This window comes from Streptomyces sp. NPDC043952, assembly GCF_056435325.1.
This window is the reverse complement of sequence record NZ_JBWKES010000008.1, coordinates 37,965-51,718: the sequence shown is the minus strand read 5'-3', so window position 1 is coordinate 51,718 and position 13,754 is coordinate 37,965. Positions and strand designations below refer to the sequence as shown.

Sequence of the window (13,754 nt, the reverse complement as noted above, 5' to 3'; positions counted from 1 at the left end):
TGCTGATCGACAAGGTGTCGGACAGGGCGCTCCCCGCTCGACGCAGCGTCGATTGTGCGTCCGGACGCGTCGGCGGCATCCTTCCGGGGTGCCCCAGACTTCTTCGCGTACGTCCGTCTCCCGCCGTTCCCTGCTGCGCGCGCTCGGCGGCAGCGCCGCGCTCGGCGCGCTGGCCGGCTGCGGAGTGCCCGCCGCCTACGTCCGGCCGGGCGACCGCTCGGTGAGCGACGAGTCCGCCGATCACCGGCTGACCTGGGCGAACTGGCCGCTGTACATCGACACCGACGACAAGAACCCGAACCGCAGGCCCACCCTGGAGGCGTTCGAGAAGCGCACCGGGATACGGGTGGAGTACGTCGAGGAGATCAACGACAACGACGAGTTCTTCGGCAAGATCAGCCCCGCGCTGATGAACCACCAGTCCACCGGCCGCGACCTGATCGTCATCAGCGACTGGATGTGCGCGCGGTTCGTACGGCTGGGCTGGGTGCAGCAGATGGACCGCGCGCACCAGCCGAACGTGGCGAAGTACCTCGACCCGCTGCTGCGCACGCCCGCCTTCGACAAGGGCCGCCGGTTCACCGTGCCCTGGCAGTCCGGCATCACCGGCATCGCCTACAACCGCAAGAAGCTCGGCCGCGAGATCCGCGCGGTCAAGGACCTGTGGGCGAACGATCTCAAGGGCCGGGTCACCCTGCTGTCCGGCCTGGACGAGTCCTTCGCGCTGCTGATGCAGGGCAACGGCGTGGACATCACCCGCTGGACCGCGCACGACTTCCACACCATGTGCGACGAGGTGGAACGGCAGGTCCGGCGGGGCCAGATCCGCCGGTTCACCGGCAACGACTACACCAAGGACCTGGTCAGCGGCGATGTGCTGGCCTGCCAGGCGTACTCGGGCGACGTCATCCAGCTCCAGGCGGACAACCCCGACATCCGCTTCGTCGTGCCCGAGGAGGGCGCCGAGCTGTGGTCGGACTCCCTGATGATCCCCGACCGCGCCGCGCACAAGGCCAACGCCGAGCGCCTGATCGACTACTACTACCAGCCCGAGGTCGCCGCGAAGCTGGCCACCTGGGTCAACTACGTCTGCCCCGTCCCGGCCGCCAAGGAGGTCCTGGCGGACTCCTCCGACAAGGACACCGCGGCGCTCGCCGGCAACCCGCTGATCTTCCCCGACGCCACGATGCGCTCCCGCCTCGCCATCGCCCGCGACATCACCTCCACGGAACGCGTGGAGTTCGCCCGGCGCTGGAACCGGATCGTGGGCCTGTGACGGACGCTGATGCAGCACGTCACCGCAGTCTGGCAGGACCACGGGTTTTTCGTGGACCCCAGGGCGTACCTGGAGGAACTGCCGAGGATCCGCGACGAGTTGCCGCCCGGTGTGCGGAACTGCGCCTGTGATCCGGGACACCCAACCGGTGGAAGCACGAGGCGGGGCTGCGCACCGTCCGCTGCGCGGGTCTGGACGCGCGCTGGGACCTCACTTGAGGCCGCTGAGCATCACCCCGCGGATGTAGTGCTTCTGGAGCAGGAGGAAGAGGGCGAGGACCGGGAGGACGCTCAGGACGAGACCGGCCATCACGACCGGCATGGTGCGGGTGGGATCGACGTAGTCCTGGAGGAGCTGGATGCCCACCGGCAGGGTCATCACGCCCGGATTCGCGGTGGAGATCAGCAGGGCCCAGATGTACTCGTTCCAGGCGTCCACGAAGGTCAGCAGGGCGAGGGTGACGAGGACCGGCTTGGTCTGGGGCAGGACGACGCGCCACCAGAGGGTGAACTCGCCCGCGCCGTCGAGGCGGGCGGCCTCCAGGATCTCGTCCGGGATGGAAAGCATGAACTGGCGCACCAGGAAGATCCCGAAGCCGTTGACGAGGAACGGCATCGCGAGCGCCACGATGCTGACGGTCAGCCCCGCCCCGCCCCGCCCCAGCAGGTCGTTGCCGCCCGCCAGCGGCCAGCGCACCAGGATCAGGAAGTGCGGGATGAAGAAGAGGAACGGCGGGAACATCATCGTCGCCAGCACCAGCCGGAAGACGAAGTCCCGCCCCCGGAACCGGAGTTTGGCCAGCGCGTAACCGGCGAGCGACGAGGTGAGCAGCACCGAGCCGGTGATCAGCGCCGTCGCGGCGACGCTGTTGCGGAACAGCACGGGCAGGTCCAACTGGTCCAGCGCCGCACGGTAGTTGCCGAAGCCGAACCCCTTCGGCAGGAAGCGGTACGGCAGCTTCCCCGACTCACCCGGCCCCTTGAAGGACGTCATCACCATGTCGAGGAACGGCACCACCATGAGCACGGCACCGGTCACGACCAGAAGGTACGACACCCACGGCGGGCGGCGGCCCCTCACGCGTCCTCCCCGCTGCGCCGGAACAGCCACAACTGCGCCAGCGTGATCACCAGCACCACCAGGAACAGCACGAACGCCGCCGCGCTCGCCGTACCCCAGTCGCCGTACGAGAACGCCTGCCGGTACATCTCCAGCGCCGCCACCGCCGTCGCGTCGCCGGGGCCGCCCTTGGTCATCACCGTGATCAGCGCGAACGACTGGAGCCCGGTGAGGAATTGGGTGACGCACACGAACAGCAGCGACGGCCGCAGCAGCGGCAGCGTGATCTTCCGGAAGGTCGTGCCGGGCCCGGCACCATCCAGCGCCGCCGCCTCGTAGTACGAGCGCGGGATCGACTTCAGCCCCGCCGTCAGGACGAGGATCGCCGACCCCGCCGAGGCCCACGCCTGTACGACGACCACCGCGGGCAGCGCCGTGCGCGGGTCCTGGAGGAAGGCGACCGAGCCGAACCCGAGGGCGTTGAGGACGCCGTCGACGAGACCGCCCGGCTCGTACATGTACTTCCACACATTGCCGACGGCGACCACGGTCGTCACCATCGGCAGGAAGTACAGCGTCCGCCACAGCCCCTGGAACCGCAGCCGGTCGATACAGGTGGCGACGAGCACCGAGCCCGCGAGCGCGATGACCACCGTGCCCAGCGCGAACAGCACCGTGTTGGTGAGGACCGGCGTCAGGAACGTCGAGCCGGCCGCGAACAGCCCCGTGAAGTTGGCCAGGCCGACCGGCCGGATGTCCCCGAGGTCGAAGCCGGACCAGCGCGACACCGACAGCAGCAGGGCGAAGGCGAGCGGCAGGACGAGGAAGACCGCGAAGAACAGCAGGACCGGGGCGAGGAAGAGATAGCCGACCACTGTCTGGCGGCGCCGGGCGCGGGCCGCGAGGCCGGCCCCCGGCGGCAGGGCGCGGGCGGCGGGAGGTCGGGCCCGCTCCGGCGCGAGCGTGTTCACCACAGGCGCGACACCTCCCGATCGACCTGCCGGCGCGTGCTGCGCAGCGCCTCCCCGACCGACTGCTGACCGGTCCACAGCGCCTCGATGTTCGCGCGCAGCAGCGACTTGGCCTGCTGCGCGCCCGGCATGTTCGGCTCCGGCACCGCGTACGCCAGCGCGTCCAGGAACGGCCGCAGATTCCGGTCCCCGCCCCTGCCGAGCAGCGCCCGCATGTCGTCGGCCCGGCCGGTGAGCGAGCCCACCGAGACCTGGAGGGCGCTCATGCGGGTCACGCCCCGCGCGCCCGTCCGCTCCGCGTTGAGCCAGCGCAGGAACTCCCATGCCTCGCGCGGGAACCGGCTGGCCGCGTTGACCCCGAGCAGGAACCCGGTGCCGAGCGTGGCGGGCTTCCGGCCGGCCTCGGGGACGGGCACGGGGGCGACGCCGACCTCCCGGTACGCCGCGCCCATCAGCGGTTTCAGGCTGCCGGTCCACCAGCCCGCGCCGATCACCATGGCCACCTGCCCGGCGGGGAACGCCTGGTAGACGTTGACGCCGGGCGCGCTCGCCCCCCGGCGCACCAGACGGTGCTCCAGCTCGAACACCGCCCGCCATGCCGGCGAGTCGATCGCGGTGCTCCGGCCGTCCGCGGCGACGAACGTGCCCCCGGCCGCGCTCAGCAGGGCGAGGGTCTGGCCGACGGTGGTGGAGTCGTCGTACAGCGAGAGGCCGAACCCCTGCACCAGCGTGTTGCCGTACCGGTCCCGGCGTGTGGTGCGCTTGGCGGTCTCGGTCAACTCGGGCCAGGTGCGCGGTGGTCGGTCGATTCCGGCGGCGCGCAGCAGCCGGGCGTTGTAATAGAGGGCGTACGTCTGCGCCTCGGTGGGATAGCCGTAGACGCGGCCACGGTACGACGCGGCGCCGACCGCGGCCGGGCTGTAGCCGCGCCGGATCCGAGCCGCGTGCTCGGGCGGGGCGGGCCGCAGCACACCGGCCCGGACGAGCTGGCCGGTCCACAGGCAGTACGGCTGGATGATGTCGGCGCCCTGGCCAGCCGCCTGCCGGACCATGACCGTGGTCAGCAGATCGGTGAACTCCACCGCTTGCGCCCGCACCTTGACCCGGTCGTGCGTGGCGTTCCACTCGTCCACCGGCTCCTGGAGTGCCGTCTTCAGGACCCCGCTGGAGTAGTGCGTGAGCAGGGTGAGGACGATCGGGTCGCCGGGGCGGCCGGTGCCCTGGCGGCGTGCGGCACAGCCCGCGGTGAGCAGGGCGGAGGGCAGCGCGAGGGCGAAGTGCCGCCGGTTCAGGCCGGGTCGGGGCCGCGTCACCGGGCGGCCTCCCGGCGCAGTACCCGGAACCTCCGGGTCGTGCTGAAACCGGCGGCGCGGTAGAGGTGGCCCGCCGGCGACCGCTCGCCGGTCCACAGGAACCACGCCCCGTGCGCGCCGTGCGCCCGCATCCGGGCCAGGACCAGATGGAGCAGGACCTTGCCGAGCCCGGTGCCGCGCATCTCCGCCAGCACCCCGAACGGGCCGAACCGCTCCAGCGCCGACTCGTACGCCCCGTGCATCGCCCAGCCCACCAGCCGCCCTCCGGGCTCCCGGACGACGACGATCCGCTCCGGCGGGGCCCCGCCCGCCAGGCAGTCCCGGATCGCCCGCGCCCAGTCCCGGCTGAAGCGGCTCCCGGCGAGCGCGATCAGCTCCACCAGGTCGTCGTCGGCCGGAGTACCGAACCGGTAACCCAGCGAGGCCAGTTCGTCCCGGCGGCGGGCGACGGCGTCCGGCATCCGGTGGCCGATGAGCGAGCGGTCCATCGCCGCGGCCTCGTACAGCGTCCGGAACCCGAGCGAGTCGAGGAGCTTCGCCGCCTCCGGATAGGTCTCGGCGTCCAGGCCGGGGAGCAGGTAGTTCGGGGTGTACGAGGAGAAGTCCACGGTGGTACGGCCGTGCGCGCCCAGCCAGTCGAGGGCGTCGGTCAGCAGCCGGCGGCCGAGGCCCTGCCCGCGGGCGGCCGGGTCGACGAAGAAGAACGGGATCCAGCCCTGCTCCGGCTCCAGGTCGGTGCCGTGCACCGGGGTCAGCCGGCGCACCGCGTAGGCGGCGCCGACGACCCGGCCGCCGGCCAGGGCGACCCGCAGCCCCTCGGGGTCGAAGTTGGCGTCGAGCAGGACGAGGGTGCGGAAGCGGTCGGGGGTGATCGGATCCGCCGGGGCGCCGCGGCACCAGGCGGCCACCAGCGAGGGGCCGTCACCTGGCCGGACCCCCCGGATCTCCGTACCGGTCACCGGAGTTGCTGTCATCGACGGGTCCGTCCTTCCCGACGGCGCGGCTCAGGGGTACAGCAGTACGCCGTCGCCCGCCCGGTCGGCCGGTGGTGTGGGCGGGAGCAGGCCGATGAGATACGCGCCGTCCGCGCGGTGCCAGGCGAAGTCGTCCGGGTGGCGGTGGCGGAGGGTGGCGAGCATGGCGGCGGCGGTGTGCACGGGCCGGAACGTGGCCCGGTCGGCGACATGGAGCCGCACCCCGCGCAGGGGCCGTCCGGCGTGCTTGCGGAAGGTCGGGATCTGGCGCAGTTCACGGAAGTGCTCTCCGGGCAGGGCGAGTTCGGTGAGCGCGGGTGTGAGGCAGGCGTCGGGGAAGGGGGCGCCGACGATCTCGCAGGGCGGTCGGACGCGGCCCGGCCGTCGTCAACGCGGGTGCGGCGGGCCGGAGATCGGGTCGGACCGAGGTGTGGTGGGCGACCAGCCCCGGCCCGGTCGCCCGCGGCGAGTCCGGGTGCCGCGCACAGCCGCGCGAGCCCGGTCTCCACCGTGCCACGTCCGTCCGCGCTCATCCCTCGCCCCGTCTGCCGGTCACCTCTCGAAACGGTCGTCCGAAATGTACAGGCATGTGGGGGAGTGCGGCGTGATTGACGGCACCGCCCCTTCGCCCCCACCAGGTTTTGAACGCGTTCAACTCAGGCGTAGGCTCTGCCCATGAGCGACAGAGCCGCCCTCCTGAAGGGCATTCGCGGCTGGCTGGTCTTCTTCGTGGTGTGCCTGGTGCTGAGCGGTGCCACGGCCTTTCCGCTGGTGCACGAACTGCGCTGGACCCAGAGCGGGTTGCGGGCGGTGGGGGTGCCGGAGTGGCTGCCCGGACTGGCGGGCTGGATCGGACGGGTGCGGGACGGGCTCGACGCCGTCGACGCGAAGTACCCGTTCGTCCTCTACGGCACGGACTGGCTGGCGTTCGCCCACCTCGTCATCGCGGTCGCCTTCTACGGCCCGTACCGCGACCCGGTGCGCAACATCTGGGTGATCGAGTTCGGGATGATCGCCTGCGCCGGGATCATCCCGCTGGCCCTCGTCTGCGGCCCGGTCCGGGGCATTCCGTTCTGGTGGAGCCTGATCGACATGTCGTTCGGCGTCTTCGGAGTGCTTCCGCTGTACGTCGTACGCCGGAAGATCAAGCGCCTCGAAGCGCTGACGGGCCCCAACGCCCCCGTGACCGCGGCTGCTTGAGCGACTGCCCGGCAACTCACCCTGAGATCGGGGGAGTTGCCGGGACGTCTCGTTAGCGGGAGCGCAGGTCGTGCAGGACGTCGATGCGGTTCGTGGTGATCGAGTCGACGCCCAGCTCCATCAGCCGGCGCAGCGAGCGCCGGGTGTCCGGTGTCCACACGGAGACGAGCCGGCCGTCCCGGTGCACACGGGCGACCAGCTCCCGGTCGACCAGGGAGAAGCGGTAGTTGAGCCAGCGGGGGTTGATCGCGGCGAGCAGCGCGGGGCGGGGCGGGGCCAGCGTGGTCCAGGTCAGCGCGATCTCCGCGGCCGGGTCGGCGGCGCGCACGGTGAGCATCGTCTCCGCGCCCGCGCTGTAGTACACCCGGTCGCCGGCCCCGCTCTGCCGGACCACGTCCAGGATCCGCTCCATGGTCCGCCGCGTCACCCGCCCGCACAGGTCCACCATCACCCGGCCGTCACCGGTCGCGGCGAGCGCCTCGGCCAGCGTCGGCACCCCGCCGCCGGTGAGCCCGCGCACCTCCTCGGCGGACAGCGTGCTCAGCGGCCGCTCCACCTCCCACAGCCGTTCGAGCGTGTCGTCGTGCAGCAGCACGGGCACGCCGTCGCGGGTGAGCCGGACATCGAGCTCGACGGCGTCCGCGCCCCGGTCGAGACCGGAGCGCAGCGAGTCGAGGGTGTTCTCACGGAAGCGGTAGGGGTCGCCGCGGTGGGCCACGGCGGTCACGGTCTGCATGGCCCCCATTGTGGTGCGCCTCAGTCCGCGAGCCGGGCGGCGGTGTACGTGTCGATCTCCGCCGTGAGCCGCGCCTTGCCCGCCGCGTCCAGGAAGGACGCCTCGACCGCGTTCTTGGCGAGGTCCGCGACACCGCGCTCGTCCAGGTCGAGGAGGCGGGCGGCCACCGCGTACTCGTTGTTGAGGTCGGTGCCGAACATCGGCGGGTCGTCGGAGTTGACCGTGATCAGCACCCCGGCCTCGGCGAACCGCCGGATCGGGTGCTCGTCCAGGGTGCGCACCGCGCGGGTGGCGATGTTGGAGGTCGGGCAGACCTCCAGCGGGATGCGCCGCTCGGCGAGGTGCGCGAGCAGCGCCGGGTCCTGCGCGGAGCTGGTGCCGTGCCCGATGCGCTCGGCGCCCAGCTCGTTCAGCGCGTCCCACACCGACTGCGGTCCGGTGGTCTCGCCGGAGTGCGGGACCGAGCGCAGACCGGCCGCGATGGCCTGGTCGAAGAACGGCTTGAACTGCGGGCGGGGCACGCCGATCTCGGGGCCGCCGAGCCCGAACGACACCAGGCCCTCCGGGCGGATCCGGTCGTCGGTGGCGAGCCGTACCGTCTCCTCGGCCGACTGGAGTCCGGCCTCGCCGGGGATGTCGAAGCACCAGCGCAGCACGGTGCCGAACTCGGCCTCCGCGCACTTGCGGGCGTCCTCGATCGCCTCCATGAAGGCGCGCTCGTCCATGCCGCGCCGGGTGGAGGAGAACGGGGTGAGGGTCAGCTCGGCGTAGCGCACCTGCTGGCGGGCCAGGTCGCGGGCCACCTCGTAGGTGAGCAGCCGGACGTCCTCCGGGGTGCGGATCAGGTCCACCACCGACAGGTACACCTCGATGAAGTGCGCGAAGTCGGTGAAGGTGAAGTACTCGGCGAGGGCCTCGGGATCGCTGGGGACCCTGGAGTCGCGGTGCCGGGCGGCCAGCTCGGAGACGATGCGGGGGGAGGCGGAGCCCACGTGGTGCACGTGCAGTTCGGCCTTGGGCAGTCCGGCGATGAACGCGCGCAGATCGCGGTCGGCGTGCCCGGCGGCCGGTACGGAACTGTCGGACAAGGGGTCCTCCCCGAGGCAGGGCGCCGACGGGCCCTTACGGGCGCGGCGCGGGTGATCGGCTGATCGTCAGAGGCCATCGTAGGCGGGCGGGCGGGGGAGGGGAGGGGCGAGGGGGAGTGAGGGGCGAGGGGGCGGCCGGGAGCCGAGGAGGCGGCGCGAGCGGTTCGGCCACGGGGAAGGCGGCGGGAACTGTACGGCCGTGGCGACCCCGGCGTCAGGAGGCCCGGTGTCAGCAGGTCCGGGGCCAGGACGGACGCCGGCGTCAGGAAGCCCGGTGTCAGTGCGGAGGACCGGCTGGTCGGGGCAGTCGGCGACGGTGCCGGGGCGGTGGGACCGGCCGGTCGGGGTGGGGCGGGAAGGCCGTAGCATGGCGGGACGAACGACCAAGGGGGAAGTACCCGTGTCAGACGGAACGCAGTCGAGTGGGGCGGCCGGCGGCGGCCACGACCCGTGGGCGCCGCCCGAGCAGGGGCTGTCGCTGAACAAGGACCAGCCCGCCGCGCCGGGTGCGGGGCAGCCCCCGGTCCAGCCGCCGTCCGTGCACGACCAGGCCACGGTGACCGACTTGCCGACCGGTGGGTACGCCCAGCCCGACTTCGCGCCGCCGGCCCCGCCCGCCCAGGGCTTCGGCGCGCCCACCCCGCCCGCGTTCGGCGCCCCCGGCACGGGTGAGCCGGTGCCGCCCCCGCCGATCGCGCCCACCGGCCCCGGTGTACCCCCGGCGTCCGCGCCGCCCGCCGGCGGCTACGGCTACCCCGGCTACCCGGCCGCCGGGAGCTACGGCTGGACGGGCATGCCGATGGCACCGCAGAACGGCATGGGCACCGCGGCGATGGTGCTCGGCATCCTGTCGATCTGCCTGTTCTGCCTGTACGGAGTCCTCTCGGTGGTGCTGGGCATCCTCGCGGTGGTCTTCGGCGTCAAGGGGCGGCGCCGGGTCGAGCGCGGCGAGGCCACGAACCAGGGGCAGGCCCAGGCTGGTCTGGTCATGGGCGTCATCGGCATCATCGTCGGCATCGGCATGATCGTGCTGATGATCGTGATCGGTGTCACCGCCTTCAACGAGAGCAGGGACACCGATCCGTACTACGGCTCCCTGCACTCCGTCCCGGTGGCGGTGGCGCAGCGCTGATCCCACGACGGGGCCGCACAGCGCGGACCCCGTCCCGGAGCGCACGCTCCGGTCGATGCCCGCCGGACCGCAGGACCCGTCCGGCGGGCATCGCCGTACCCGAGACACCCGGAAACCGAGCCCCGCCGCCCCGAGCCCACCAGCACCCGAGCCCCGCCGCCCCGAGCCCCCCGGCACCCGAGCCCCGCCACCCTAAGCCCCCCGGCGCCCAAGCTCCGCCGCCTCAAGCCCCCCGGCGCCCAAGCTCCGCCGCCGCCCCAAGCTTCTGCATCTGCGCCCCGCCGCCCCGAGCCCCCCGGCGCCCGGCCCCCGCACATGCGCCCCCGCCGCGCCCGAGCCCCCGTACCTATCCCCCCGCCAGCTCCGCCCGCGCCTCCATCAGCGCGAAGCCCAGCAGGTTCAGGCCCCGCCAGCGCTCAGGGTCGTCCGCCGCCTCGTCGTCCGCCGTCAGGCCGATGCCCCACACGCGGTCCACCGGGCTCGCCTCGACCAGCACCCGCTCGCCCGTGCCCAGCAGGAACGCGCGCAGCGCCGGGTCGGCGGCGAACTTGTGGACGCTGCCCTCGACCACGATCCGCAACCGCTCCCGCTCCCATATCGCCTCGTCGAAGCCGCGGACCAGCCGGCCCGCCTTCTTGGCCTGCGCCGGGTGCGCCGCGGCGAGGACATGGCGCTCGGCCTCCGCGTCGCCGAACAGCCGGGCCTTGGCGGCCATCATCCAGTGCTCCGCCGTCGCGTACCGCCTGCCGTCGACCACGAAGGGTGAGGGCCACCACTGGCTCAGACAGCTCGCGCCGATGCCGCCGTCCGGCCGGGGCCGGTGGCCCCAGAAGTGCAGGTACCTGATCCGGGACCCCGCCCGGACCTCGCTGACCAGGGCTTCGAACCCGTCGATCCTCCCCATGCACGCGAGTCTGGCACGCACCACTGACACTCCGTCCGGCTTTTCCTCGCCCGACTCGACACCTGGTCGACAGATTCCGTCGCGTAACCAAAAGGCAACAACGGAATCACTTGTTGGAGGCCAATAGCTCTGTCAGGATCGGCACTCAAATCGAGCTGGAGCTACGCCACCCACCTCTGGGACGGGGGTGATCGGCGGAGGAGAGCGACATGCACAATCCGGGCACCGCCGACCAGGAACGATTTCCCGCAGCGGACCGTTTCGCGGAAGGCGCTCAGTACATCGCCGGCCGTCTGACCAAGGGCACCTCGGGGCGCCGCCACGCCGTGGTCGACCCGGCCACCGGCACCGAGGTCTACACCTACGACCTGGCCGGCACCGACGACGTGGACGCGGCCGTCGCCGCCGCCCGCGCGGCCTTTCCCGGCTGGGCCTCGGCCACTCCGGGCGAGCGCTCGGACGCCCTGCACCGCTTCGCCGCCGTGCTCGCCGGGCGCGCCGAGGACTTCGCCCGCGCGGAGTCGCTCCAGTGCGGCAAGCCGCTCAAGCTCAGCCGCGAGTTCGACGTGCCCGGCACCGTCGACAACACCGCCTTCTTCGCGGGCGCCGCCCGGCACCTCCAGGGGCAGTCCGCCGGTGAGTACTCCGGCGACCACACGTCGTACGTCCGGCGCGAGCCGATCGGTGTCGTCGGGTCCATCGCGCCGTGGAACTACCCGCTCCAGATGGCCGCCTGGAAGGTGCTCCCGGCGATCGCCGCGGGCAACACCATCGTGCTCAAGCCCGCCGAGCTGACCCCGCTGACCTCGCTGCTGTTCGCCCAGGCCGCCACCGCCGCGGGCCTGCCGGACGGCGTGGTCAACATCGTCACCGGCACCGGCAAGGAGGCCGGTGAGCACCTGGTCGGGCACCCCGATGTCGCCATGACCTCCTTCACCGGCTCCACCGGCGTCGGCAAGCGCGTCGCCGAGGTCGCCACCGCCACCGTCAAGCGGCTCCACCTGGAGCTGGGCGGCAAGGCCCCGTTCGTCGTGTTCGACGACGCCGACCTGGACGCCGCCGTCAACGGGGCCGTGGCCGGCGCGCTCATCAACACCGGCCAGGACTGCACCGCCGCCACCCGCGCCTATGTCCAGCGCCCGCTGTACGAGGCGTTCGTGGAGCGCACCGCCGCCCTGATGGAGACCGTGCGGCTCGGCGACCCGTTCGCCCCCGGCACCGACCTCGGGCCGCTCATCTCGGGCGCCCAGCGCGACCGCGTCGCCGGCTTCGTGGACCGCGCCCGCTCCTACGCCCGCGTGGTCACCGGCGGCGAGGCCCCCGGCGGCGACCTGGCCAAGGGCGCCTACTACCGGCCCACCCTCATCGCCGGCGCCGCCCAGGACAGCGAGATCGTCCAGTCCGAGATCTTCGGACCGGTCCTGGTCGTCCTGCCCTTCGACACCGACGACGAGGGCATCCGGCTCGCCAACGACACCCCGTACGGCCTCGCCGCCTCCGCCTGGAGCGGCAGCGTCTACCGGGCCAACCGCGCCACCCGCGACATCAAGGCGGGCTGCGTCTGGATCAACGATCACATCCCGATCATCAGCGAGATGCCGCACGGCGGCTACAAGGCCTCCGGCTTCGGCAAGGACATGTCGATGTACTCCTTCGAGGAATACACGCAGGTCAAGCACGTAATGTTCGACAACACGGCGGTGGTCCGCAAGGACTGGCACCGCACGATCTTCGGGGACCGGTAGGAGCCGCCCCCGGCCGCGGGACCCCCGCCCGCGGTGCGCTCCACCGGGTACGACGCCCGTCCCCTCCACCGGGCACCCCCTCCCCTCCCGAAAGGCCACCACGCGCATGGGAAGTTACGAGCCCGACCGGCCGACGCCGGTCGAATCGGCCGCCGTACGCCGGAGTTTCAGCGGCGGCAGGGCCGCGCCGACCCGCCGTTCGCTGCTGCGCGCCTCCGCCGGGGGCGCCCTCGCGATCGGCGGTCTCGGGACGCTGAGCGCCTGCGGTATCCCCGCCGCGAGCAAGAACCAGGGCGGCGTGTCCGCCGACGACCACTCGGCCAAGGAGAAGGTCGTCAACTTCTCCAACTGGCCCGAGTACATCGACGTGGACGACTCGGGCAAGCACCACCCCACGCTCGACGCGTTCGCCAAGCGGACCGGCATCCAGGTCAAGTACACCGAGGACATCAACGACAACGACGAGTTCTTCGGCAAGATCCAGCCGGAACTCGCCGCGGGCCAGGACACCGGCCGCGACCTGATCGTCCTGACCGACTGGCTGGCCGCCCGCATGATCCGGCTCGGCTACGTCCAGAAACTGGACCCAGCCAACCTGCCGCACGCCTTCGCCAACCTCTCGGACCAGTTCCGCGCCCCCGACTGGGATCCCGGCCGCGCCTACTCCTATCCCTGGCAGGGCATCTCCACCGTGATCGCCTTCAACAAGAAGGCGCTCGACGGCGTCGAGGTGAAGTCGGTCTCCGACCTCCTGGACAACCCCAAGCTCAAGGGCCGGGTCAGCTTCCTGACCGAGATGCGCGACACCATCGGCATGGTCCTGCTCGACCTCGGCAAGGACCCGGCGAAGGTCACCGACGACGACTACGACGCGGCCATCGCCCGCCTCCAGAAGGCCGTCGACAAGGGCCAGATCCGCCGCTTCACCGGCAACGACTACACCTCCGACCTGGCCAAGGGCGACATCGCCGCCTGTGTCGCCTGGGGCGGCGACATCGTCCAGCTCCAGGCCGACAACCCGGACGTCGGCTACCTCATCCCGGACAGCGGCTACATGACGTCGACCGACAACCTGCTGGTCCCCAACAAGGCGCGCCACAAGACCAACGCCGAGCGGCTGATCGACTATTACTACCAGCCCGAGCCCGCCGCCGAACTCGCCGCCTACGTCAATTACGTGAGCCCCGTTGCGGGAGTCGTTCCCTACCTCGCGAAAATCGACAAGTCGGCCGCGAGCAATCCGCTGATCGTGCCCGACAAGGCCATGCAGGCGAAGTCCCATCCCTTCCGCGCCCTGACGCAGAAGGAAGAGACCGCCTACCAGCAGAAGTTCTCCAAGCTCACAGGGGCGTGACG

At 72.1% G+C, this 13,754-nt stretch carries 12 protein-coding genes and 1 pseudogene; 5 read left to right on the top strand and 8 right to left on the bottom strand.

Translation table 11 applies throughout. The annotated features are described in order from the left end of the window. The first annotated feature begins 88 nt into the window (after positions 1-88). Positions 89-1,276, top strand: a complete 1,188-nt coding sequence (locus AC069R_RS11775; protein ID WP_478766621.1) for a polyamine ABC transporter substrate-binding protein — start codon at positions 89-91, stop codon at positions 1,274-1,276. Positions 1,277-1,486: 210 nt separating this feature from the next. On the opposite strand, the gene AC069R_RS11770 is transcribed toward AC069R_RS11775, so the two are convergent. From AC069R_RS11770 to AC069R_RS11750, 5 genes are read right to left on the bottom strand one after another with little or no spacing between them, the layout of a single operon-like run. Then, positions 1,487-2,314 carry a carbohydrate ABC transporter permease gene (locus tag AC069R_RS11770; protein WP_478766620.1) on the bottom strand — a complete coding sequence of 276 codons (828 nt, stop codon included), beginning with the start codon at positions 2,312-2,314 and terminating at the stop codon, positions 1,487-1,489. A 38-nt stretch (positions 2,315-2,352) separates the two neighbouring features. After that, a complete protein-coding gene (locus AC069R_RS11765; RefSeq protein ID WP_478766619.1) occupies positions 2,353-3,306 on the bottom strand; it encodes a carbohydrate ABC transporter permease in 954 nt (317 codons plus the stop codon). Continuing rightward, a complete protein-coding gene (locus AC069R_RS11760) occupies positions 3,303-4,619 on the bottom strand; it encodes an ABC transporter substrate-binding protein (RefSeq protein WP_478766618.1) in 1,317 nt (438 codons plus the stop codon). Before AC069R_RS11760 ends, AC069R_RS11765 begins: the two co-directional genes overlap by 4 nt. Further along, positions 4,616-5,593 (bottom strand): GNAT family N-acetyltransferase, encoded by a 978-nt coding sequence (locus AC069R_RS11755; RefSeq protein WP_478766616.1) that lies wholly within the window; start codon positions 5,591-5,593, stop codon positions 4,616-4,618. The genes AC069R_RS11760 and AC069R_RS11755 overlap by 4 nt, the downstream gene beginning before the upstream one ends. A gap of 30 nt (positions 5,594-5,623) precedes the next feature. Beyond that, a complete protein-coding gene (locus tag AC069R_RS11750) occupies positions 5,624-5,947 on the bottom strand; it encodes a hypothetical protein (RefSeq protein WP_478766873.1) in 324 nt (107 codons plus the stop codon). Positions 5,948-6,268: 321 nt separating this feature from the next. Here AC069R_RS11750 and AC069R_RS11745 point away from each other — a divergent pair, with 321 nt between their 5' ends. Then, a complete protein-coding gene (locus AC069R_RS11745) occupies positions 6,269-6,793 on the top strand; it encodes a hypothetical protein (protein WP_478766614.1) in 525 nt (174 codons plus the stop codon). A gap of 52 nt (positions 6,794-6,845) precedes the next feature. Here the strand turns inward: AC069R_RS11745 and AC069R_RS11740 are convergent, their stop codons facing one another. Both AC069R_RS11740 and AC069R_RS11735 read right to left on the bottom strand, forming a co-directional pair. Continuing rightward, complete coding sequence (locus AC069R_RS11740; protein ID WP_478766612.1) at positions 6,846-7,529, bottom strand: glycerophosphodiester phosphodiesterase; 684 nt, start codon at positions 7,527-7,529, stop codon at positions 6,846-6,848. A 20-nt stretch (positions 7,530-7,549) separates the two neighbouring features. After that, positions 7,550-8,694: pseudogene (locus AC069R_RS11735) on the bottom strand (adenosine deaminase). 323 nt (positions 8,695-9,017) lie between these two features. On the opposite strand from AC069R_RS11735, the gene AC069R_RS11730 reads away from it, so the two are divergent. Beyond that, positions 9,018-9,749, top strand: a complete 732-nt coding sequence (locus AC069R_RS11730; protein WP_478766611.1) for a DUF4190 domain-containing protein — start codon at positions 9,018-9,020, stop codon at positions 9,747-9,749. Positions 9,750-10,095: 346 nt separating this feature from the next. On the opposite strand, the gene AC069R_RS11725 is transcribed toward AC069R_RS11730, so the two are convergent. Further along, on the bottom strand, positions 10,096-10,653 hold the full coding sequence (locus AC069R_RS11725; RefSeq protein WP_478766610.1) for an NADAR family protein: 558 nt from the start codon (positions 10,651-10,653) through the stop codon (positions 10,096-10,098). 209 nt (positions 10,654-10,862) lie between these two features. Here AC069R_RS11725 and AC069R_RS11720 point away from each other — a divergent pair, with 209 nt between their 5' ends. Both AC069R_RS11720 and AC069R_RS11715 read left to right on the top strand, forming a co-directional pair. Further along, the gene (locus AC069R_RS11720; protein WP_478766608.1) at positions 10,863-12,398 is read left to right on the top strand and encodes a gamma-aminobutyraldehyde dehydrogenase; all 1,536 of its coding nucleotides are present in this window, start codon (positions 10,863-10,865) and stop codon (positions 12,396-12,398) included. Between the two features lie 106 nt (positions 12,399-12,504). Continuing rightward, complete coding sequence (locus AC069R_RS11715) at positions 12,505-13,752, top strand: ABC transporter substrate-binding protein (protein ID WP_478766606.1); 1,248 nt, start codon at positions 12,505-12,507, stop codon at positions 13,750-13,752. The last annotated feature ends 2 nt before the right edge of the window (positions 13,753-13,754 follow it).